The 21,260-nt window shown below is 67.4% G+C and carries 20 protein-coding genes; 3 read left to right on the forward strand and 17 right to left on the reverse strand.

Going from position 1 to position 21,260, the window contains the following annotated elements; genetic code table 11:
- Window positions 1–65: 65 nt before the first annotated feature.
- The 13 genes from tolA to aspS all read right to left on the reverse strand — a co-directional run bounded on the left by tolA (window position 66) and on the right by aspS (window position 11,647).
- The gene (tolA, locus tag ACYKG1_RS16630; RefSeq protein WP_262082887.1) at window positions 66–1,121 is read right to left on the reverse strand and encodes a cell envelope integrity protein TolA; all 1,056 of its coding nucleotides are present in this window, start codon (window positions 1,119–1,121) and stop codon (window positions 66–68) included.
- Entirely contained in the window at window positions 1,111–1,539 is a 429-nt protein-coding gene (gene tolR / locus ACYKG1_RS16635; RefSeq protein ID WP_100473681.1) for a protein TolR, read from the reverse strand. The genes tolA and tolR overlap by 11 nt, the downstream gene beginning before the upstream one ends.
- Before the next feature lie 24 nt (window positions 1,540–1,563).
- Window positions 1,564–2,343: a protein TolQ gene (gene tolQ, locus ACYKG1_RS16640; RefSeq protein ID WP_006438802.1), complete on the reverse strand. Its 780-nt coding sequence runs from the start codon at window positions 2,341–2,343 to the stop codon at window positions 1,564–1,566.
- 10 nt (window positions 2,344–2,353) lie between these two features.
- Complete coding sequence (ybgC, locus tag ACYKG1_RS16645; RefSeq protein WP_010481597.1) at window positions 2,354–2,785, reverse strand: tol-pal system-associated acyl-CoA thioesterase; 432 nt, start codon at window positions 2,783–2,785, stop codon at window positions 2,354–2,356.
- A complete protein-coding gene (gene ruvB / locus ACYKG1_RS16650) occupies window positions 2,775–3,815 on the reverse strand; it encodes a Holliday junction branch migration DNA helicase RuvB (protein ID WP_100473683.1) in 1,041 nt (346 codons plus the stop codon). The genes ybgC and ruvB overlap by 11 nt, the downstream gene beginning before the upstream one ends.
- Before the next feature lie 382 nt (window positions 3,816–4,197).
- Entirely contained in the window at window positions 4,198–6,117 is a 1,920-nt protein-coding gene (locus ACYKG1_RS16655; protein ID WP_006438676.1) for a potassium transporter Kup, read from the reverse strand.
- A 48-nt stretch (window positions 6,118–6,165) separates the two neighbouring features.
- On the reverse strand, window positions 6,166–6,759 hold the full coding sequence (gene ruvA / locus ACYKG1_RS16660; protein WP_014648163.1) for a Holliday junction branch migration protein RuvA: 594 nt from the start codon (window positions 6,757–6,759) through the stop codon (window positions 6,166–6,168).
- 13 nt (window positions 6,760–6,772) lie between these two features.
- A complete protein-coding gene (gene ruvC / locus ACYKG1_RS16665; RefSeq protein ID WP_100473684.1) occupies window positions 6,773–7,294 on the reverse strand; it encodes a crossover junction endodeoxyribonuclease RuvC in 522 nt (173 codons plus the stop codon).
- 105 nt (window positions 7,295–7,399) lie between these two features.
- Window positions 7,400–8,131: a YebC/PmpR family DNA-binding transcriptional regulator gene (locus ACYKG1_RS16670; protein ID WP_100473685.1), complete on the reverse strand. Its 732-nt coding sequence runs from the start codon at window positions 8,129–8,131 to the stop codon at window positions 7,400–7,402.
- A 163-nt stretch (window positions 8,132–8,294) separates the two neighbouring features.
- The gene (locus ACYKG1_RS16675) at window positions 8,295–8,927 is read right to left on the reverse strand and encodes an esterase/lipase family protein (protein WP_100473686.1); all 633 of its coding nucleotides are present in this window, start codon (window positions 8,925–8,927) and stop codon (window positions 8,295–8,297) included.
- Window positions 8,928–9,002: 75 nt separating this feature from the next.
- A complete protein-coding gene (locus ACYKG1_RS16680; RefSeq protein ID WP_478470933.1) occupies window positions 9,003–9,524 on the reverse strand; it encodes an N-acetyltransferase family protein in 522 nt (173 codons plus the stop codon).
- A gap of 31 nt (window positions 9,525–9,555) precedes the next feature.
- A complete protein-coding gene (locus ACYKG1_RS16685; RefSeq protein WP_478470934.1) occupies window positions 9,556–9,879 on the reverse strand; it encodes a DNA primase in 324 nt (107 codons plus the stop codon).
- A 16-nt stretch (window positions 9,880–9,895) separates the two neighbouring features.
- Window positions 9,896–11,647 carry an aspartate--tRNA ligase gene (gene aspS, locus ACYKG1_RS16690; protein WP_478470935.1) on the reverse strand — a complete coding sequence of 584 codons (1,752 nt, stop codon included), beginning with the start codon at window positions 11,645–11,647 and terminating at the stop codon, window positions 9,896–9,898.
- Window positions 11,648–11,806: 159 nt separating this feature from the next.
- Here aspS and ACYKG1_RS16695 point away from each other — a divergent pair, with 159 nt between their 5' ends.
- Entirely contained in the window at window positions 11,807–12,550 is a 744-nt protein-coding gene (locus tag ACYKG1_RS16695; RefSeq protein ID WP_478470936.1) for a DUF3011 domain-containing protein, read from the forward strand.
- A gap of 49 nt (window positions 12,551–12,599) precedes the next feature.
- Here the strand turns inward: ACYKG1_RS16695 and ACYKG1_RS16700 are convergent, their stop codons facing one another.
- From ACYKG1_RS16700 to blaL2, 3 genes are all read right to left on the reverse strand, one after another.
- Window positions 12,600–13,241, reverse strand: a complete 642-nt coding sequence (locus ACYKG1_RS16700; protein ID WP_478470937.1) for a hypothetical protein — start codon at window positions 13,239–13,241, stop codon at window positions 12,600–12,602.
- 53 nt (window positions 13,242–13,294) lie between these two features.
- The gene (locus tag ACYKG1_RS16705) at window positions 13,295–14,509 is read right to left on the reverse strand and encodes a cation:proton antiporter (protein WP_478470938.1); all 1,215 of its coding nucleotides are present in this window, start codon (window positions 14,507–14,509) and stop codon (window positions 13,295–13,297) included.
- A gap of 86 nt (window positions 14,510–14,595) precedes the next feature.
- A complete protein-coding gene (gene blaL2, locus ACYKG1_RS16710; protein ID WP_262082896.1) occupies window positions 14,596–15,510 on the reverse strand; it encodes a L2 family extended-spectrum class A beta-lactamase in 915 nt (304 codons plus the stop codon).
- Window positions 15,511–15,687: 177 nt separating this feature from the next.
- Here blaL2 and ampR point away from each other — a divergent pair, with 177 nt between their 5' ends.
- Complete coding sequence (gene ampR, locus ACYKG1_RS16715; RefSeq protein WP_100473694.1) at window positions 15,688–16,551, forward strand: LysR family transcriptional regulator AmpR; 864 nt, start codon at window positions 15,688–15,690, stop codon at window positions 16,549–16,551.
- Between the two features lie 74 nt (window positions 16,552–16,625).
- On the opposite strand, the gene ACYKG1_RS16720 is transcribed toward ampR, so the two are convergent.
- Window positions 16,626–18,491, reverse strand: coding sequence for an ABC-F family ATP-binding cassette domain-containing protein (locus tag ACYKG1_RS16720; RefSeq protein ID WP_043400521.1), 1,866 nt, complete (start codon window positions 18,489–18,491; stop codon window positions 16,626–16,628).
- A 335-nt stretch (window positions 18,492–18,826) separates the two neighbouring features.
- Here ACYKG1_RS16720 and ACYKG1_RS16725 point away from each other — a divergent pair, with 335 nt between their 5' ends.
- On the forward strand, window positions 18,827–21,214 hold the full coding sequence (locus ACYKG1_RS16725; protein ID WP_478470939.1) for a TonB-dependent receptor plug domain-containing protein: 2,388 nt from the start codon (window positions 18,827–18,829) through the stop codon (window positions 21,212–21,214).
- Window positions 21,215–21,260: the final 46 nt, after the last annotated feature.

The raw sequence follows: 21,260 nt of genomic DNA on the forward strand, positions 1-21,260 counted from the left end.
CCTGCCAGAGGCAAGCGCGACATCGGTGGGCGCAGGTGGCCCGAGGCCACCCTGCCCCACCCGCCTCAGCGATCCTGGGCGGTAAAGGTGAAGTTGAGCGTACGCGCGAACACCGACTCAAACCCACGGTACGGCAACGGTTGCGCGTTGAGCACGGCGGCCTCGATCGATCGCCTGCCGGCTTCGTCGTACGGGCAGTTCGGGCTGACCTTGGCCTGCATCACCGTGCCCCCTGGAATCTGGGTGATGGTGATCTGGCAACGCTGGCCCAGCGGCACCGTGTCCGGGCGCACCCACTGCGACAGGACCTTGGCCTGGATCGCGGCCGCGTATTTGGCCGAAAGATCGTCGCTGTTGCCACCGCCGCCGGCAGCCGGCTGGGACGCACCGCTGGCGCCGGCGGCGGCACTACCGGCGGCATTGCGCGCGGCGGCGACCTGGCGCAGCTTCTGCTCGGCCAGCTTGGCCTCCTTCTCGGCCTGCTCGCGGCGGGCGCGGATCTCGGCGATCTTCTTCTGTTTCTCGGCTTCGGCCTTGTCAGCGGCCACGCGCTCCTGCTCGGCCTGCTTCTTCTTCTCGTCCGCTTCCTGCTGTTTGGCCAGGCGCAGCTTCTGCTCCGCTTCTTCCTGGCGCTTGCGTTCGGTCAGGTCGATCTGCTCCTGGCGGCGCTTGGCTTCCTGTTCCTGCTTGGCCTTCTCCTGCGAGATGGCCAGCGCGCTCACCGCTTCCTGGTCCTTGGTGTCCGGCTGCGCGACACGCTCCTGCGCCTGTTGCTGCTGCGGCGTGGGGGCGTCCTGCGGGCGCGGCTCGGGAATCGGCTGCGGCGGCGGGATGGTGTCTTCCGGCACCGGGATCGGCTCGGCGACCGGCGGCGGCAGGTCCTCCAGCTTCTCCGACTGGCGCAGGGCCTGGCGCGCGGCGGACGCCTCGGACGCCGACAGCGCCAGGCTGGCCTCGACCGACGGGTCGCCGGCGGCAGCATCGGTGTTGCGCTCAGGCGACCAGAACCAGGCCACGATGAACACCAGCGCGACCAGCAGGTGCACCAGCAACGCCAGCGCCAGGGGCAGGCCCCAGCCGGGTTCGCGCTGATGCGGAGGTGGCAGGGCGTCAGCGTGCATCGGTGGCCAGGCCTACCTTGTCTACCTTGGCGCGCTTGATCACATCCATCGCGGCGATGACCTGTTCATAGGCCACGGCGCGGTCGGCGGCAACGATCACGCGCACGCCCTTGTCCTGGGCGGCAATGCCGGCCAGGCGGCCTTCCAGTTCCTCGGCCGACACGGCGGTCGGTTCCTTGGCGTCGGGCAGCTTCAGGCTGAGCTGGCCGTCCTGGCGCACCGAGACGATCACCGGGTCCTGTTTGCTCTCCAGCGCCTTGGCGTTGGACTGCGGCAGGTCCACGTCGAAGCTCAGGGTGAGCAGCGGTGCGGTGACCATGAAGATGATCAGCAGCACCAGCATGACGTCGATGTAGGGAACGACATTGATTTCCGATTTCAGCTTGCGGCGCTTGCGGCGACCGATGGCAGCGGACATGGCTTGGACTCCCGGGTCAGGCGCTTACTCGTCGCCAGCGCTCTGGCGCTGCAGGATGGAGCTGAACTCTTCGGCGAAGGTCTCGAACCGCACCGACATGCGCTCTACGCGGGTGGTGAAGCGGTTGTAGGCCCACACCGCCGGGATCGCCACGAACAGGCCGATGGCGGTGGCGAACAGCGCTTCGGAGATGCCCGGCGCGACGGCGGCGATGCCGGCCTGCGCGCCACTGCTGATCATGTCGTGCATGGTCACCATGATGCCGAACACGGTACCGACCAGGCCCACGTACGGGGCGGTCGAGCCGATGTTGGCCAGCAGCTCCAGGTTGCGCTCGAGCTGGTCCACTTCGCGGGTGTAGGTGGTGCGCATGGCGCGCTGCGCGCCTTCCAGCTGCGCACGGCCATCCAGGCGGCGCTTGTCACGCAGGCGGGTGTACTCGCGGAAACCGGCTTCAAAAATGGCTTCCAGGCCGCCGACATTGCGGCTGCGGTCGGTGGCCGAGCTGTACAGCTTGCCCAGGTCGGCGCCGGACCAGAAGCGGTTCTCGAACTCGTCGGCCTCGCGGGTGGCCTGCTTGAACACGCGGGCCTTGCGGAAAATGATCACCCAGCTGACGAACGAGCCGACCAGCAGCAGCAGCACGATGATCTTCACCGGCAGGCTGGCCTTGGCCATCAGTTCGAGGTAGTTGATGCCGCCGCCGGTGGTGGCCTGGGCAAGGGTCTGTGTCGCGGCGTTGCTGACGTCGGCCGGCAGTGCCTCGGTGACCGTGGCCTGCAGGGCCAGGAGCGTTGCGATCATCCGTTGTTCCTCAGTGTTCGGATTCGGGGTGGAGGTGGGGTTGCAGCACGGCAAGGACGGCCTCGTCCATGCCACGCGGGCGGAAACTGGCCGCTTCCAATGCGGCAATTCGGACCTGGGCCGACAGCAGCAGTTCGCCGTCGCGCAGGATCTGCTGGTCGAAGACCATGCTGGCCTTCTTCAGCTGGACCAGCCGGGCGCTCACCTGCAGGGTGTCATCCAGCCGTGCCGGCCTGATGAAATCCATCTGCATCGAGCGCACCGCGAAGACCATCCCATGCTCGGCGCGCATGCGCTCCTGGCCGTAGCCCAGCGCACGCATCCATTCGGTCCGGGCTCGTTCCATGAAGGCCACGTAGCGGGCGTGGTAGACCACGCCACCTGCGTCGGTATCTTCCCAGTAAATGCGTGTCGGCCAACTGAATCGCGGCTCAACCGACATCGGGAACCTCCGCGAACAGGTCCTGCGGCGGGTTTTTCGGCTTCAGGCCCATGTGCCGGTAGGCCTTGTGGGTGGCCATGCGGCCACGCGCGGTACGCACCAGGAAGCCCTGCTGGATCAGGTACGGCTCGACCACGTCTTCCAGCGTGCCACGTTCTTCTGACAGCGCTGCGGCCAGCGATTCGATGCCGACCGGGCCACCATCGAAGTAGTCCACCATGGTCTTGAGCAGGCGCCGGTCAAGCTCGTCGAAGCCCTCCGGGTCGACCTTCAGCATTTTCATCGCCGCCTGTGCCACGGCTTCGTCGATATGGCCGCCGGCCTTGACCTGTGCGTAGTCGCGCACGCGGCGCAGCAGGCGGTTGGCGATACGCGGGGTACCGCGCGCGCGGCGCGCGATCTCGCCGGCACCATCGGCAGTGCAGTCGATGCCGAGGATGGTGGCCGAGCGGCGCACGATCCGGGTCAGCTCTTCGACGCTGTAGAACTCCAGGCGCTGGACGATGCCGAAGCGGTCGCGCAGCGGCGCGGTCAGCAGGCCGGCGCGGGTGGTGGCGCCGATCAGGGTGAACGGCGGCAGGTCGATCTTGATCGAGCGGGCCGCGGGGCCTTCGCCGATCATGATGTCGATCTGGAAGTCTTCCATCGCCGGGTACAGCACTTCCTCGACCACCGGCGACAGGCGGTGGATCTCGTCCACGAACAGCACGTCGTGCGGCTGCAGGTTGGTCAGCAGCGCGGCGAGGTCGCCGGCTTTCTCGATCACCGGGCCGGAGGTGACCCGCAGGGCCACGCCCAGTTCATTGGCGATGACGTGGCTGAGGGTGGTCTTGCCCAGGCCCGGCGGCCCGAAGATCAGCACGTGGTCGAGCGCGTCGCCGCGTCCCTTGGCCGCCTGGATGTAGATTTCCATCTGCTCACGCACCGGCACCTGGCCGAGGTAATCGGCCAGGCGCTTGGGGCGGATGCTGGCGTCGGCGGCGTCATCCTCGCGGGTGGCGCCGGCGCCGATGATGCGGTCGTCGGTCATGTGCTGATTATGCGGCAAAAGCGTGAGTTTCGGCCGGGCCGCGCCCGGCACCCGCAGAGGCAACGGCAACATCCAGAGCAACAGCGGAAGCGGGCTTCCTGGGGAATGGCGGGGTGGGTCCGGTTGCGGGCACGCCGTAAACCCGTCCATGGGGGCTCAGCCGCGCCATCCATGGCGCGGATGCCCCGCAACCGGACCCACCCCGCCTTCGACAGTTTTACGCGTTCTGTCGGAACGGCATTCTGCTCTGGTGGGTGCCGACCGCTGGTCGGCACAGTAGATCCACGCCATGCGTGGATGGAACTGGAGCGCAGAGTGGGCTCAGCTTCTGGCGCGCGGGCCCGCGGTTTGCGCAGATCGTGGGGCGTGGCGCAGGTGGAGATTAGATCTCCACCTGCGCGCCCAGTTCCACCAATCTGTTGCCCGGGATCCGGAAGAACCCGGTCGCCGGAGCGGCATTCCTGTGCATCAGCGCGAACAGCTTGTCACGCCAGATCGGCATGCCACGGTTGGCGGTGGCGACGATGGTCTCGCGGCTGGCGAAGAAGGTGGTATCCATCGGGTCGAAGTAGATGCCGCCGTGGTCGCACGAACGCATCAGCGCCAGTGGCACGTCCGGGGTCTCCATGAAACCGAAGCGCACGTAGACGCGATAGAACTCGTCGCCCACCGATTCGATCTTCAGCCGCTGCCCTTCCATCGCATATGGGATCGGCAGGGTTTCCACGTGAAGGAACACGTTGCGCTCGTGCAGCACCTTGTTGTGCTTGAGGTTGTGCATCAGCGCGTGCGGGGCCACGGTCGGGTCGGCGGTGAGGAAGACCGCGGTGCCCGGCACGCGCACCGGCGGCGCCAGCATCAGGCCCGGCAGGAAGGTGTCCAGGCGGATGCCGTCCTTGCGGATCTCGTCACGCAGCAGTTCGCGGCCACGGCGCCAGGTGCGCATCATGGTGAACAGGAAGATGCCCAGCACCACCGGGAACCAGGCGCCCTGCAGCAGCTTGGCACCGTTGGCGATGACGAAGCCGAGGTCGATGATGAAGAACACCACGCACAGCGGCAGGATCCAGTTGCGGGCCTTCGGCCACAGCGAGCGCGCGACCAGGGCCAGCAGCAGTGTGTCGATCAGCATGGTGGCCGACACCGAGATGCCGTAGGCCACGGCCAGGTTCGACGAGCTGCGGAAGGCCAGCACCAGGCCGATCACCATCACCGCGATGCCCCAGTTGATGCCCGGGATGTAGATCTGGCCGATGGTGTCGTGCGAGGTGTGCTTGATGCGCATGCGCGGGATGTAACCCAGCTGCATGGCCTGGCGCGAGACCGAGAACGCACCGGTGATGACCGACTGCGACGCGATCACCGCCGCCATCGTGGCCAGGATGATCATCGGGTACAGCGCCCACGGCGGCACCGCCTCGAAGAACGGGTTCTTCAGCGCCTCGGGGTGGTTGAGCACCAGTGCGCCCTGCCCCAGGTAGTTAAGCACCAGGCACGGCAGCACGAAGAAATACCAGGCGTGGCGGATGGGTTTGGCGCCGAAGTGGCCCATGTCGGCGTACAGCGCCTCGCCACCGGTCACCGCCAGCACCACCGCGCCAAGGATGAAGATGCCGTGCCAGCTGTGCTCCATGAAGAAGCGGATCGCCCACCACGGGTTGAAGGCCTTCAGCACTTCCGGCGCGTCGACGATGTTGTAGATGCCGATCGCGGCCAGCGAGATGAACCAGACCGAGGTGATCGGGCCGAACGCCTTGCCGATCTTCTCGGTACCGAAGCGCTGCGCGGCAAACACCATCAGCAGCACCACCACGGTGATCGGCACGATGAAGGCATGCAGGCCGGGCGCGGCCACCTCCAGGCCTTCGACCGCGCCAAGCACGGAGATCGCCGGGGTGATCACGCCGTCACCGAAGAACAGCGAGGCGCCGAATATACCGAGGATGCCCACCACGTAAGCCGAGCGCGACCCGTTGCGCAACGTACGCTGGGTCAGCGCCATCAGCGCCATGATGCCGCCCTCGCCGTCATTGTCGGCGCGCATGATGATGGTCACGTACTTCAGCGTAACCACGATGTTCAGCGCCCAGAATGCCAGCGACAGCACCCCCAGCACGGTGTCGTGGTCGCTGTTGAGCCCGTAGTGCGGCGAGAACGCCTCCTTCAGGGTGTACAGCGGGCTGGTACCGATATCGCCGAAGACCACGCCGATCGCACCGATGATCAGCGCCATGCCTCCGGCTGGAGGAGCGTGACCGTGGCCGCCGGGGGCAGCTGCGTGCGGGGTTTGACTGCTGGACATGGGACTCCTGGCGAAGCTCAGGCGGTTCGTTTAGGGATGGGAAGCAGGTCAGCGCAGCGCCGACTGCAGCGCCTTGCGGATCACGGTGGCCACTTCGTCACCTTCATTGAAGGCATCGCGGGCCATGCGTGCCGCTTCGGCCGGCTTGTAGCCCAGCTGCTGCAGGGCCACGGTGGCATCGGACAGCGGATCGGCCGGCGCCGGACCACTGCCGGTGGGCAGCGCGCCGCCGGCACCGAACTGGGCGGCGCGGTCACGCAGCTCCAGCACCATGCGTTCGGCGGTCTTCTTGCCGATGCCCGGGATGCGGGTCAGCGCGGTGATGTCGCCGGCCTGGACCATGCGCGCGAATTCTTCGACGCTGACCCCGGACAGCACGGCCAGCGCGATCTTCGCGCCGATGCCGCTGACCTTCTGCACGTCGCGGAACAGGCGCCGCTCGCCCTCGCGCAGGAAACCATACAGCGAGACGCTGTCTTCCTTCTGCGAATAGTGGGTATACAGGGTGACCTCGCGGCCGAGTTCGGGCAGGTCGTAGAAGGTGCTCATCGGCGCCTCCAGTTCATAGCCCACACCGTTCACGTCCACCACCAGCCACGGCGGCGCCTTGTAGGCGACGATGCCGCGCAATCGACCGATCATTGCGTGCAGCTCCTCATTTGCGGCCCCACGCCTGGCGGGCACTGAGCCCCAGGCGGTTGGCCGTTGCCCTTACGTGGGCATGGGTGATCGCCACCGCCAACGCGTCGGCCGCGTCGGCCTGCAGCTTGGTTTTCAGGTTGAGCATGAGCCCGACCATGTGTTGAACCTGTTGCTTTTCGGCGCCACCGCGCCCGACTACCGCCAGCTTGATCTCGCTGGCGGCGTATTCGTGCACCGGCAGATCGCGCAGCACCACCGCCGAGATCGCCGCGCCGCGGGCCTGGCCCAGCTTCAGCGCCGAATCGGGATTGCGGGCCATGAACACCTTTTCGATGGCCACTTCATTGGGCTGGAATTCCCGGCACAGATCGGCCAGGCCCAGCACCAGCAGCTTCATGCGCTGCGGGAAGTCGTCGGCGCCCAGCAGCACCAGCGGCTGGTGATGCACGTGGCTGACGCGCCCGGCGGCATCGACATCGATGATGCCGACCCCGGTCCTCTGCGAACCAGGGTCGATGCCGAGGATGCGGGTCACGCTGCGCCCCTGGCAGGGCGGAACGGGAGGCACTGGCAGGCGTATGGGCTCATGGCTGTCCGCGGTGACCGTTCAACGGCCCGCGCCCAGGCCGTCGAAGACGGCTCAGGCGTAGGCGTCGGCGCCAAGTTCGGCGTTGGAATACACGTCCTGCACGTCGTCCAGGTCTTCGAGCATGTCCAGCAGCTTCTTGACCTGCAGGGCGACCTCGCCCTCGACCTTGATGTCGTTGTCCGCGCGGAAGGTGATCTCGGCATGGTCGGCGACATGGCCGACGGCGGCCATCGCATCCTTCACCGCGTTGAACGCGTCAGGGCTGGTGACCACGTCGATCGAGCCGTCGTCCGGGTAGACCACGATGTCATCGGCGCCGGCCTCGATGGCCGCTTCGGTGATGGCTTCCTCGTCGGCCCCCGGGGCGAAGCTGAGCACGCCCAGGCGCTTGAACATGAAGGCCACCGAGCCCTCGGTGCCCATGTTGCCGCCGCACTTGCTGAACGCATGGCGGACATCGGCCACGGTGCGCACGCGGTTGTCGGTCAGGCAGTCGACGATCACGGCCACGCCACCCGGGGCGTAGCCCTCGTAGCGGATTTCCTCGTAGTCGACGCCTTCCAGTTCACCGGTGGCCTTCTTGATGGCGCGCTCGATCACGTCCTTGGACATGTTGACGGCCAGGCCCTTGTCCATGGCCACGCGCAGGCGCGGGTTGTTGTTGGGGTCGCCTCCACCGCCGCGCGCGGCAACGCCGATCTCGCGGATGATCTTGGTGAAAATCTTGCCGCGCTTCGCGTCGGACGCGTTCTTGCGGGCTTCGATGGAGGGGCCTCTACCCATGGGTGCTACCGTCTGGCTGCTTCAGGATCAAGGCGCGGATTCTACCTGATCGGGCGCTGCAACCGTGTCTAGGGCGGAGGGATGCCGCCAGGTCATGCCCGGCGGAGAGCGTGCGAACCAACGGTTCGCACCCACCGAGACAGGCCGGTTCGCACCCGCCACATCATGCGGCGGCGGCGTCGCGGCTGTGGTCGAACTGGCCGTGGCGCAGGAAATGCGCGGTCTGCCGCGCGGCATCGGGCGACACCACCAGGCCACTGTGGCTGGTGCGGACCACGCAATGGTCGGCCAGGCCCGGCAGGCGGGTCTCGGCCAGCGCCACGGTACCGTCGGAGGCATCGTCGATCGCCCCCAGCAGGCTGCCCAGCCCGTGCGGCACCGAACCCGCGATCAGGCCGACCTCGGCCCTGCCCTCCCAGTCCGGCAGGCCATCGAGGAGCAGGTCGCTGCTGCGGCCCAGCGCCAGGCCCCAGCCGTGCTCGGACAACGAGCGCGCGGTGCCGCTGCCGCGCAGCGGCGAACCCAGGCAGACCACGCGCTGCACCGGCAACTGCGGATTGCGACGCAGCGCTTCCAGCGCCAGCAAGCCGCCCAGGCTGTGGCCGACCAGCGACAACGGTCCGGCATCGGCCAGCCGCTCCAGCAGCTGCGGCACGGCCACGTCGGGGCCACCGAACACCGAGGAATAGCCGAACGCATGCACCTGGAAACCGCGCGCGCGCAGGCGCCAGGCCAGCGGCCCGACCCAGGCACGGGCATTCCAGATGCCATGCAGCAGCAATACGGGGGGAGTCATGCAAACAGCCTGGCGGTCAGCGGGGCAGGAACGTGAGGTGATTGAACACGCGCGCGCAGCAAGCGGCGGTGAACGTCAGGCCGCGCGCGGTGCGCGGCGCAGGATGAATTCGAGATCGTTTGTGCCGCCCACCGGGAACAGGTACTCGCCGGCCTTCTCGAATCCGTAGCGGGCGTAGAAGCGTTGCGCGCCGAAGTTCTCCGACCACACGCCCAGCCACAACGTGCGCGGGCCTTCGTGCTCCAGCCAGGCCAGCGCGGTTTCCAGCAGGCGGCTGCCCCAGCCGCAGCTCTGCTGCGTCTTGATCAGGTACAGGCGCTTGAGTTCGCCGTCACCGGGCTTCACGTCCGGGTGCGGCAGGCCACAGGGGCCGGCGGCGGCATGGCCGACCGCCTCCCCGTCCAGCTCCAACAGCCACACCGCGTAATCGGGGTGGGCCAGGATCACGCGCTGGCGCTCGACCGTGTAGGCCTCCTCGAGGAAGGCCTGCAGGTCCTGCGGCGGGTACAGATGGCCGAAGGTTTCGGTGAACGTGCGGGCAGCCAGCGCCGACAGGGTCGGCGCGTCGTCCACGGTGGCGCGGCGGATCGAATACATGCAGGAAGTTGACGTCAGGGCGAAGCGCGGGTCAAGCCTTTTCAGGCGATTCCGCTTCTTCCTCGTCCTCGTCCTCTTCCTCGTATTCCTCTTCGTCCTCGTCCTCTTCTTCCTCGCCTTCCTCGTCCTCGTCGTACTCTTCCTCTTCGTCGTCCTCGTAATCCTCGACGCCGAAGTCTTCACCGTCCCAACGGCCTTCGCCGTCGGCGACGAAGGTCAGGGCCATCGCCGCCGGGTTGGTTCCGACGCGAACCAGCCAACCACCGAACACGCGCGCACGCTCGGTGACCAGGGTGGCCTCGGAGCCTTCATTGCCCAGCTTTTCCCACTCCAGCGAAAACGCAAACTCGGTCATTGCCTGGATCTCCTGATCAGTTGGTCTTGGGGCGAACCTGGATGTGCACTTCGGCCAGCTGCGCGTCGACGATCGGCGACGGCGCGTCGGTCATCAGATCCTGTGCACCGGTGGTCTTCGGGAACGGGATGACGTCGCGGATCGACTCGGTGCCGGCCATCAGCGCGGCGATGCGGTCGATGCCGAAGGCGATGCCGCCGTGCGGCGGCGCGCCGTAGTTCAGCGCGTCGAGCAGGAAGCCGAACTTGGCGCGGGCCTCTTCGGCACCGATGCCGAGCAGCTCGAATACCGCGCTCTGCATGTCCGGACGATGGATACGGATGGAACCACCGCCGATTTCATTGCCGTTGAGCACCATGTCGTAGCCGCGCGAGACGGCGGTACGGGCGTTGGCGCGCAGGTCGGCGATGTCGTCCACGGCTGGTGCAGTGAAGGGATGATGCAGGGCGACGAAGCGCTGTTCTTCCTCGTCCCACTCAAACATCGGGAAGTCGGTGACCCACAGCGGGGCCCAGCCGTCGGCGACCAGCCCGAAGTCCTTGCCGGCCTTCAGGCGCAGGGCGCCCATGAAGTCGGAGACCTTGTTGTAGCCACCGGCGCCGAAGAACACGATGTCGCCGTTGCCGGCACCGACATGAGCCACCAGCGCAGCGAAGGATTCCTCGCTGAAGAACTTCTGGATCGGCGAGCTGACTTCGCCGTTGTCGGCGATCTTGATGTAGGCCAGGCCCTTGGCACCGTACTTGGCGGCATGCGCGGCGTACTCGTCGATCTGCTTGCGGCTCAGCGACGCACCGCCCGGGATGCGCAGCGCGGCGACGCGGCCTTCGGCATCGTTGGCCGGGCCGGTGAACACCGCGAACTCACTGTCCTTGGCCAGCTCAGCCACGTCGACCAGTTCCAGCGCGATGCGCAGGTCGGGCTTGTCCGAACCGTAGCGACGCATCGCCTCGGCCCAGGTCATGCGCGGGAAGCTGGCATCCAGCTGGACATCGACCACTTCCTTGAAGATGGCGCGGATCATGTCTTCGACGAAGTCCTGCACATCGCGTTCGCGGACGAAGGCGAACTCCATGTCCAGCTGGGTGAATTCCAGCTGGCGGTCGGCACGCAGGGCTTCGTCGCGGAAGCAGCGCGCGATCTGGTAGTAGCGGTCGAAGCCGGCCACCATCAGGATCTGCTTGAACAGCTGCGGGCTCTGCGGCAGGGCATAGAACTCGCCCGGATGCATGCGCGCCGGCACCAGGAAGTCGCGCGCGCCTTCCGGAGTGGCCTTGGTCAGGATCGGGGTTTCGATGTCCTGGAAGCCCTTCTCGTCCAGGTGGCGGCGCAGGGCCTGCACCAGCTTGATGCGGGTGCGCTGCATGCGCTGCATTTCCGGGCGGCGCAGGTCCAGGTAGCGGTACTTCAGGCGGGTTTCCTCGCCCGGGTTCTCGTGGGCGTGGAACGGCAGCGGCGCGGCCTTGTTCAGCACGGTGATGGCGGTGGCGATCACTTCCACCTTGCCCGTGCGCATCTTGTCGTTGACCGCGTGGCGGGCGCGCACGACGCCTTCCACCTGCAGCACGTCCTCGTAACCCAGCGACGCGGCCACGGCGAACACTTCGGCGTTGTCGACCTCCACGGTCACCTGCACGATGCCTTCATGATCGCGGAGATCAATGAAGCAGACGCCGCCCTGGTTACGGGCCACGTCGGTCCAGCCGGCGAGGGTGACAGTCTGGCCAATCAGGGTCTCGTCGACCAGGCCGCAGAAGTGGGTACGCATGGGGGGAAAGCTCCGCTGGAGAACGCCGGCACCGGATGGGGGCCGGAAAGCCTCGTATTCTGCGGCCGAGGCCCCGGCCGGGGCAAATCCGGCCAGTCACACCGGCTTGATCGCCCCCTTCCCTATAGTCAGGCACCTGCCACCGTATGGGATGCCGCCATGAAACCGCTGTCCCTGGCCAGCCTGGCCGTGACCCTGAGCCTGGGCACCATCGCCACGCTCGCCCTGCCCTCCGCCCCGGCCGCCGCGCAGAACGGGGTGATCCGCTGCGAGAGCCAGAACAACCGCGAACGGGTCTGCACTACCGGGTGGCGCAATGCGCAGCTGGTCCGCCAGCTGTCCGGAAGCGCCTGCGACGAGGGTCGCACCTGGGGCAGCCGCAATGGCAGCATCTGGGTCACCAACGGCTGCCGCGCCGAATTCGTCGAGGCCCGTGGCGGCTGGGGTGGCGGCAACGGGGGTGGCTGGGGTGGCAACAACGGGCGCCCCGGCGAGACCATCCGTTGCGAGAGCCAGAACAACCGTGAGCGCAGCTGCCCGGTCGGCTGGCGCAATGCCCGCCTGGTCCGCCAGCTGTCCGGCAGCCCCTGCAACGAAGGGCGCACATGGGGCGTGCGCAATGGCGCGATCTGGGTCAGTGGCGGTTGCCGCGCCGAGTTCGCCGAGGCCCGCGGCTGGGGCGGCGGCGGCGGCGGTTGGGGCGGCGGCAACAGCAACTACTCGATCACCTGCAGCAGCAACAACAACCGCTCGCAGACCTGCGACTGGGATGAGCGCCAGGGTCGGCCAGTGCTGCAGCAGCAGCTGTCCGGCAGCGCCTGCCAGGAGGGCCGCAGCTGGGGTTACTCGCGTGGCCAGGTGTGGGTGAGCAACGGCTGCCGGGCGCGCTTCGGCACGCGGTGAGTGCAGGGTCGGGGTCAGAGCCCTCCGCAGGAGGGATCCGACCCCGGGATCACGGCGCGGTTGCTGTGTCGTCGCCCCACGGTGGCGGTGGCAGGTCGACCGGCTTGCTCAGGTCGAACTTCACGCGGAAACGGCGGCCTTCCGGGCGCGTCAGTTCGTAGACGAAGGTCTGGTCGGGGTCGATCTCCATCGCCCAGGTGTTGTGCGTGGAAGCCAACATGTCGGCGCGACGGAACATCGCCACCGAATCGGAGTCGGCCGGGAACTGCTGGCGCCCGGCGGTGCCCGGCGGCGTGCTGTCGCCGCCGTAGAGGGTGATCGCATCGGCGCTGCCATCCTGATGGCGATGATCGTGCTTCAGGCGCAGGCCGTTTTCGGTGCGGGTCAGCACCCACGTGCGCGAGTGGTCATCCCCCACATGGAAAGGAATCCGCAATTCATGGGCGGGATCGGCACAGCCGCGCACATGCATGACCAGGCGCTGGCCGGCGAACGGGTCTTTGCCGGTCGGTGCCGGCGTATCCTCCACCACCCGGCCCTCATAGGCCTGGCCGCAATGCGCGGCGATGGCGGCCATGAAGGCATCGGCCGGTGCGGTCGCCAGATCATGGGCGACCGTATCGGAACGCTGCGAGCATGCAGCGAGGCTGAACAGGAGGGCGGAAGCGATAGCAACGGCAGGCAGTTTCATGCCCCAACCCTAACGGTCATGGCCGACGGGCGCAAACCACGTGCGCTCCCCGATCAACGTTCAGCTGTCTGTGCCTCCGGCAGCGTTTCGGTAGCCGCTACCGGTGCGGTCTTGCCCTCGCCCGCAGGCTCCTGTTCCACCGGATCGACGTCGAACGGTGTGCGGAACACCAGCGACGGCAACAGCGTAGTCAGTGCGGCATAGAGCAGCAGCGCGCCGAACAGCACCGCCGGAATCTGGAAACGCTCGCGCATGATCGCCGCCAGCACCAGGGTGAAGATCAGGGTCGGAGCCAACGCCAGCGAGACCCGCAGGCTGCTGCGGAAGCTCTCGCCAAACATCACCCGGCGCTGCAGCCAGACCACGCCGATGCGCAGCGGCAGCACGACCAGGGTGATCACGATGCCCAGCCCCAGCGCCTCGAAGCTCAGTGCTTCGCTGGGCACCTTGGTGCCGGCGTTGAAGAAATAGAACGGCACGAAGAACGAGGCGAACAGGCGCAGCGCGTGCAGGTTCTCGTGCGAGGCCAGCAGCGGCATGCGCTGGTGCAGCAGGCGCGCGACCAGGCCGGCGATGAAGGCACCCACCAGGTAGTACACGCCCAGCAGGTAGGTGATATAGGCGGCCACCATGCCGACCATCACCAGCAGCGAGAACTCCGAGCCCGGCGCATGCGGTGCCACCCAGCGGCCCAGCGCGATGAACAGCAGCGGCAGGCCGATCATCATAGCCAGCAGCGCCAGGCTGGACAGCGCCATGTGGCCCGGATCGCCAGCCTGCAGCACGATGAACAACGCGGCCAGCGCCAGCAGTTCTCCGGCAATGGCCTTGCTGGTCACCCAGAACCGTTCGTCCTCGCTCAGGCCCAGCCGCGACAGCGAGTCCATGATGAAGCCGGTGGAGGGCGTCAGCAGGGCCAGCGCCAGCAGGCCAGCGGCCTGCCACGGCAATCCCGCATATCGCCAGGCCAGCCAGCCCACGCCGAACAGCGTGCCGGTACGGATCACCAGGTGCGCCAGCAGCGGCCACATGCCACGGCGCAGCGCCTGCAGATCCACTTCTAGGCCGGCAAACAGGAACAGCGAGGAAATGCCCAGCGTGGCCAGCAGGCCGATCACCGCGTCGTGCGCCTGGTCGCCCAGCCACAGCATGCCGATGATGCCGAACAGCAGGCAGGTCAGCGGCGCGGGCAGGCTGAAGCGCTGCAGCGCGCGCGGGATCACCAGCAGCGCGAAGATCAGCAGCAGGTAGATCAACTCATGGCTCATCGGGGGTCTTCCGTGGGGTTCGAACGCGCGCAGGATGCGCGTGCCCGACCAATCCGGCAAGCCATTTTCGAATGACCCCGGTTACCTCATCCGATCATCGCATCGGCCAGCGCCCCCACCCGTGCAAGCACCGCTGCGCGCTGGTCGTCATCGACCGACGCGCCCTGCAGATAGGCGGTGACCACCCACGCTGCGCCTCCCGCATGCGGCCACAGCACGGCGATGTCGTTGCGCGTGTCATCACCGTTGCTGCCGGTCTTGTCCCCCACCCGCCAGCGCTTTCCCAGCCCGGCGCGCAGGCAGGCATCGCCGGTCTGGTTGTCGATGAGCCAATCGGCGAACTGCTGGCGCGATGCCGGCTGCAGGCCATTGCCCACCGCGAAGCGGGACAGGCTGGTGGCCATCGCGGCCGGGCTGGTGGTATCGCGCGGGTCTCCCTGCGCGAACAGATTCACGTCCGGCTCGTTGCGGTCATTGCGGGTAACGCTGTCGCCCTGCCCGCGCAGGAATGCCGTCAGCGCCGACGGCCCGCCCACCACCTCCAGCAGCAGGTTGGCCGCCGTGTTGTCGCTGGTGGTCAGCGTGCCCCGGCACAGGTCGCGCACCGTCAGGTCCTTGCCCACATGGCGGCGCGCCACCGGGGCGTAGGACTGCAGATCCTTCCCGGCGATGGGCACGCGGGTGTCGAGCGAAACGCGGCCTGCATCAGCAAGGCTCAGCACATGGGCAACCAGCATCGACTTGAACGTGCTGCACATCGGGAAGCGCTCGTCCTGCCGATGCCCGCCGATGCGACGGCCATTACCGGTGTTCAGCACGGTGACGCCCAGGCGGCCACCGCTGGCTTTTTCCAGCGCGGCGAAATCGGCGGCGCCAGCAATGGCGGCGTGCGCGGTGGGTGTGCCGGACGAAGGGGCAACCGCCCGCGCCAGCGCAGGGGCAAGCAGCGAGGAAGCAACGGCAGCACCACTGAACTGCAGGAATCGGCGACGGGCGAGCATACGGGGGTTCTCCTGGGGACCACCCGATTATTGAAGCCCTCCCCGGAGCCGACCAGCGCGAATTATCAGCGGAAGCCATGAATTCAATTCATGCCTGTCGCAATCAACTCATTGAGATTTACGAAATTCCTCATTGAACGGGTAGGATCTGCCATCACCCTGACTCACGGCTTCCCGATGCTGCACCCGACCCTGCCGCTGAACGCGCTGCGCGCCTTCGAGGCGGCTGCGCGCCATCAGAACTTCACCCGCGCCGCGCTGGAGCTGTGTGTCAGCCAGGCGGCGCTGAGCCACCAGATCCGCGGCCTGGAGGACCGGCTCGGCATCCGCCTGTTCCATCGCCTGCCGCGCGGGGTGGCGCTGACCGACGAGGGCGCGGCGCTGTATCCGGTACTCAACGAATCGTTCGAGCGCATCTCGGCCAGCATCGCGCGCTACACCGGCGGGCCGGCCCGCGAAGTACTGACGCTGGGCGTGGTCGGCACCTTCGCCACCGGTTGGCTGCTGCCACGGCTGGCGGCGTTCGAGGCCGCGCACCCGGACATCGAGCTGCGCCTGCAGACCCACAACAACCGCATCGATCTGGCCGGTGAAGGGTTGGACCTGGCGATCCGCTTCGGTGATGGCGACTGGCAGGGGCAGGCCTGCACGGCAATCCTCGATGCACCCTTCGCACCGCTGTGCGCCCCGGCATTGGCCCGGCGGCTGAAGCAGCCGCGCGACCTGGGCACGCTACCGCTGCTGCGCTCTTACCGAAGCGACGAATGGCCGCGTTGGCTGCAGGCGGCCGGGGTCAGTGGCGTGGAAGCCCGCGGGCCAGTGTTCGATTCGTCGTTGACGCTGGCGATGGCCGCGATCGGCGGTGCCGGCGTGGCACTGCTGCCACTGCGCATGTTCGAGCAGGAATTGGCCGAAGGCCGCTTGCTGCAGCCCTTCGGCACCACGCTGGAGCTGGGTCGCTACTGGCTGACGCGGCTGCGCTCGCGCGCCGAGCGCGAGCCGGCCAAGCGCTTCCGCGAGTGGCTGCAGGCGCAGGGGTGAAAAAAGGGGACGGAGGGGATTAAGTCGTATGTGCACATACGACTTAATCCCCTCCGTCCCCTTTTTTCGCGGAGTCAGGACTCGAGCAGCTCCATCCACGCCGCTTCGGCCTTTTCCAGCTGCGCGGCGGCGGTTTCGCGGTCACGACCAATCACCGCCATGCGGGTGGCATCGGCGTAGTTGGCCGGATCGGCCAACTGGCGGTCCAGCTCGGCCAGCGCGCCTTCCAGCTCGGCCACCTTGGCCTCGGCGGCGGCCAGCTTGTGCGGATTCACCGGCTTCTTCTGCACCACCTGCGCCACCGGGGCGGTCTTGACCACCACCGGCTCTTCCACCTGCTCCATGCGCGCCTTGGTGCCCTGCGCCTGCGGACGGGTGCGCAGCCACGCGGCATACGCATCCAGGTCGCCATCGAACGGCTCGACCACGCCATCGGCCACGCGCCAGTAGGTATCACAGACCAGACCGATCAGGTGGCGGTCATGCGAGACCATCACGATCGCGCCTTCGAAGGTGGCCAGTGCTTCGGCCAGCGCTTCGCGCATTTCCAGGTCAAGGTGGTTGGTCGGTTCGTCCAGCAGCAGCACGTTCGGCTGCTGCCAGGCGATCAGCGCCAGCGCCAGGCGCGCGCGCTCGCCACCGGAGAACCCATCGACCGGCTCGAATGCACGGTCGCCCGGGAAGTTCCACTTGCCGAGGAAATCGCGGAACGACTGGTTCGGTGCGTCCGGGGCGATCTCGCGGAAGTGCTCCATCGGCGACTGGCCTTCGTGCAGCGACTCCACCGTATGCTGGGCGAAGTAGCCGATCTTCAGGTCCGGATGCGCCATGCGCTCGCCGACGATCGGCGCCAGCTCGCCCACCAGGGTCTTCACCAGGGTGGTCTTGCCGGCACCGTTCGGGCCGAGCAGGCCGATGCGCTGGCCCGCTTCCAGGCCGAAGCCGACGTTGTGCAGGATCACCGCGTCCTTGCCGTAGCCGGCCTCGACGTGGTTCAGGCGGATCAGCGAGAACGGCAGCTTGGCCGGCGGCGCGAACTCGATGCGGAACTCGCGCTCGGCACGCACCGCTTCGGTACCGGCCAGCTTGGCCAGGCGCTTCATGCGGCTCTGCGCCTGCGCCGCCTTGCTGGCCTGCGCCTTGAAGCGGTCGATGAAGCTCTGCAGGTGGGCGCGCTCGGCCTGCTCCTTCTCGTGCGCGATCTGCTGCTGGCGCAGCTGTTCGGCGCGCTGGCGCTCGAAATCGGTGTAGCCGCCCGGGTAGAGCTTGGCGCCGCCACCGTGCAGGTGCAGGGTGTGGGTGGCCACGTTGTCGAGGAACTCGCGGTCATGCGAGATCAGCAGCAGGGTGCCCGGGTACTTCAGCAGCCACTGTTCCAGCCAGTACACCGCGTCCAGATCCAGGTGGTTGGTCGGTTCGTCCAGCAGCAGCAGGTCGCTGGGCATCATCAGCGCGCGGGCCAGGTTCAGGCGCACGCGCCAGCCGCCGGAGAACGAGGACACTGCGCGGTGGTGGGTCTCGGCCGGGAAGCCGAGGCCATGCAGCAGCTTGCCGGCGCGCGCTTCGGCGTCGTAGGCATTGAGCTCGGCCATCTTCGTGTGCGCCTCGGCCACCGCTTCCCAGTCTTCGCGGGCGGTCGCCTCGGCCTCGGCGGCCAGCACCGCGGCCACCTCGATGTCACCGCCGAGCACGAAGCTCAGCGCCGGGTCGGGCAGTGACGGGGTTTCCTGGGCAACGCTGGCGATGCGCACCTTGCCCGGCAGGTCGACATCGCCCTTGTCCGCCTCCAGCTCGCCCTTCACCGCCGCGAACAGGCTGGACTTGCCAGCACCGTTGCGGCCGACCACACCCACCCGGTAACCGGCATGCAGGGTCAGGTCGACATTGGACAACAGCAGCCGCTCGCCGCGGCGCAAGGCGAAATTACGAAGCGAAATCATGGGGGAAGGCGTCCATATAACCGAATGGAATGTGCTGGTGAGCACTGTTCCTGCGACGCAATTCTAGCGTTAACGAATACTTGACGCGCCCCGGGATGCGCGGCGGCCGGCGTTCCTCTCTCCCACGTCCTCGCCGCGCGCCTCCCGGGTCCCCTCCCCGCGCATGCCGATCCGGGCTAAATGGTTGCTGCTGCAACGTTTTTCCCGATGACCGGCATTTGACAGCCACTGAATATCCCGTTAATTCCTGCTTTGCGCACCGCAACAACCGCCGTCCGCCTCACCCCCGTGATGTCGATTCCGGTGCCGCCCCCGCCAACCGGAGCCCCCTCCCGATGACCCGCAAGACCAGCCTGATCGCCGCCGCCGTCGCTGTCGCACTCGGTGGCTCTCCGTTCGTTGCCGCTGCCCAGCAGGCCGGCACCGCCGCCAACACCCTGGACACGGTGATCGTTACCGGCACCCGCGTGGCCGACCGCACGGTTGCCGAATCGCAGTCGCCGATCGACATCATCACCCCCGAAGCCCTGCAGTCCACCGGCACCAGCGAGCTGGCCACGGCGCTGTCGCGCGCGCTGCCCTCGCTGAACTTCCCGCGCCCGGCGCTGACCGACGGCACCAGCGGCGTGCGCCCGGCGCAGCTGCGCGGCCTGTCGCCGGACCAGGTGCTGGTGCTGGTCAACGGCAAGCGCCGCCACACTTCGGCAATGATCAACGTCAACGGCAGCATCGGCCGTGGCTCATCGGCGGTGGACATCAACGCGATCCCGATCGCTGCCATCGAGCGCGTGGAAGTGCTGCGTGACGGTGCCTCGGCACAGTATGGTTCGGACGCCATCGCTGGCGTCATCAACATCGTGCTCAAGGGCAGCGGCCGGGGTGGCAGCCTGGCGGTGGACTACGGCCAGTACTCGGCCGGTGACGGCAACAAGTACCAGCTCTCCGGCGATACCGGCGTCGAGTTCGGCGATGGCCGTGGCCGCGTGCACGTGGCCGGCCAGATCAGCCAGCAGGACGAAAGCAACCGCGCCGGCCCGTACCGCGGCACCACCCCGAACACCGGCAACTTCCCGAGCATCGGCCAGAAGACCTTCATCGTCGGCGACCCGCGCGTGGATGCGACTGCGGCTTCGGCCAACGCCAGTTTCGATTTCAGCGACCACGTGACCGGCTATGCCAGCGCGCTGCTCAGCAACCGCGACATCACCTCGTTCGCGTTCTACCGCTCGCGCAACCACAGCGGGCAGAGCGCGCTGCTGGCGCAGACCTACCCGGACGGCTTCGTGCCGGAGATCAACCAGTACTCCAAGGACCGCTCGCTGGTGGCCGGCGTCAAGGGCAACACCGACAACGGCTGGACCTGGGACCTGAGCCTGAACCACGGCGAGAACACCCTCGACTTCCACACCCGCAACAGCATCAACTACAGCCTCGGCGCAACCAGCCCGCGCTCGTTCTACGACGGCACGCTGAAGTACCAGCAGGACATCTTCAATGCCGACCTGACCAAGTCGCTGGACTGGGGCCTGGCCTACCCGGTCACGCTGTCCTTCGGTGGTGAATACCGCAAGGAAAAGTGGGACCAGAACCCGGGCGAGCTGAACGCGTACACCGGCAGTGGCGCGCAGGGCTTCGCGGGCTTCACCCCGACCAATGAAGTGCATGCCGACCGCCACAACTACGCGGTCTACGCCGGCCTGGAAGCCGACCTGACCGAGAAGTTCTCGGCCGGCGTCACCGGCCGCTACGAGGACTACTCGGACTTCGGCGACCGCTTCTCCGGCAAGCTGTCGGCGCGTTATGCCTTCACCGACAAGGTCGCGCTGCGGGCCACCGCGTCCAGCGGCTTCCGTGCACCGTCGCTGGCTCAGCAGGGCTACCAGGCGGTCACCAGCCAGTTCCTCAATGGCGTGTTCGTCGAGCGTGGCACCTTCCCGACCACCAGCCCGGCTGCGCAGGCGCTGGGCGCCTCGCCGCTGAAGGCCGAGACCTCCACCTCCTACAGCCTGGGCCTGGTGCTGCAGCCGGTCGACCGCCTGTACATCACCGTCGATGCCTACCAGATCGACATCGATGACCGCATCGCGCTGTCGTCCAGCATCACCACCAACGCCGCCACCAGCGCGCTGCTGGGCACGCTGGGCCTGCCGCAGGTGACCGCGTTCTCCTACTTCACCAACGGCCTGGATACGCGCACCCGCGGTGTCGACTTCGTGTCCAGCTACACGGTGCCGTTCAGTGCCAGCAGCCTGGAACTGACCGCTGCGTACAGCTACAACGACACTGAAGTGCGCCGCGTCGGCGGCACCCCGGCGGTATTCGGCACGCTGGGCCTGAACCAGTCGCTGATCGGCCGCGATGAGATCGGTCGCATCGAGGACAGCTACCCGCGTGACAAAGCGATCCTGAGCGGCACCTGGCGTTCGGATCACTGGGAACTGGGCCTGGCCGCGACCCGCTACGGCAAGTTCACCGTGCGCAACTCGGCCACCGCGCTGCGCGACCAGACCTACGGCGACGCCTGGGTGGTGGATGCCTCGGCCAGCTACAAGCCGAGCAGCAACTGGACCCTGACCGTGGGCGCCGACAACCTGCTGGACAAGTACCCGGACCGCACCGAAGACCTGCAGAACTCCACCTTCGGCATGCTGCCGTACAGCAACTACTCGCCGTTCGGCTTCAACGGCGCGTATGTGTACGGGCGGATCAAGTACGCCTGGTAAGCGCTAGTGCCGGCCGCTGGCCGGCAACTCCCCGGTGGGGTCAGAT

The sequence above is a fragment of the Stenotrophomonas sp. 85239_Sma genome, from assembly GCF_056481725.1.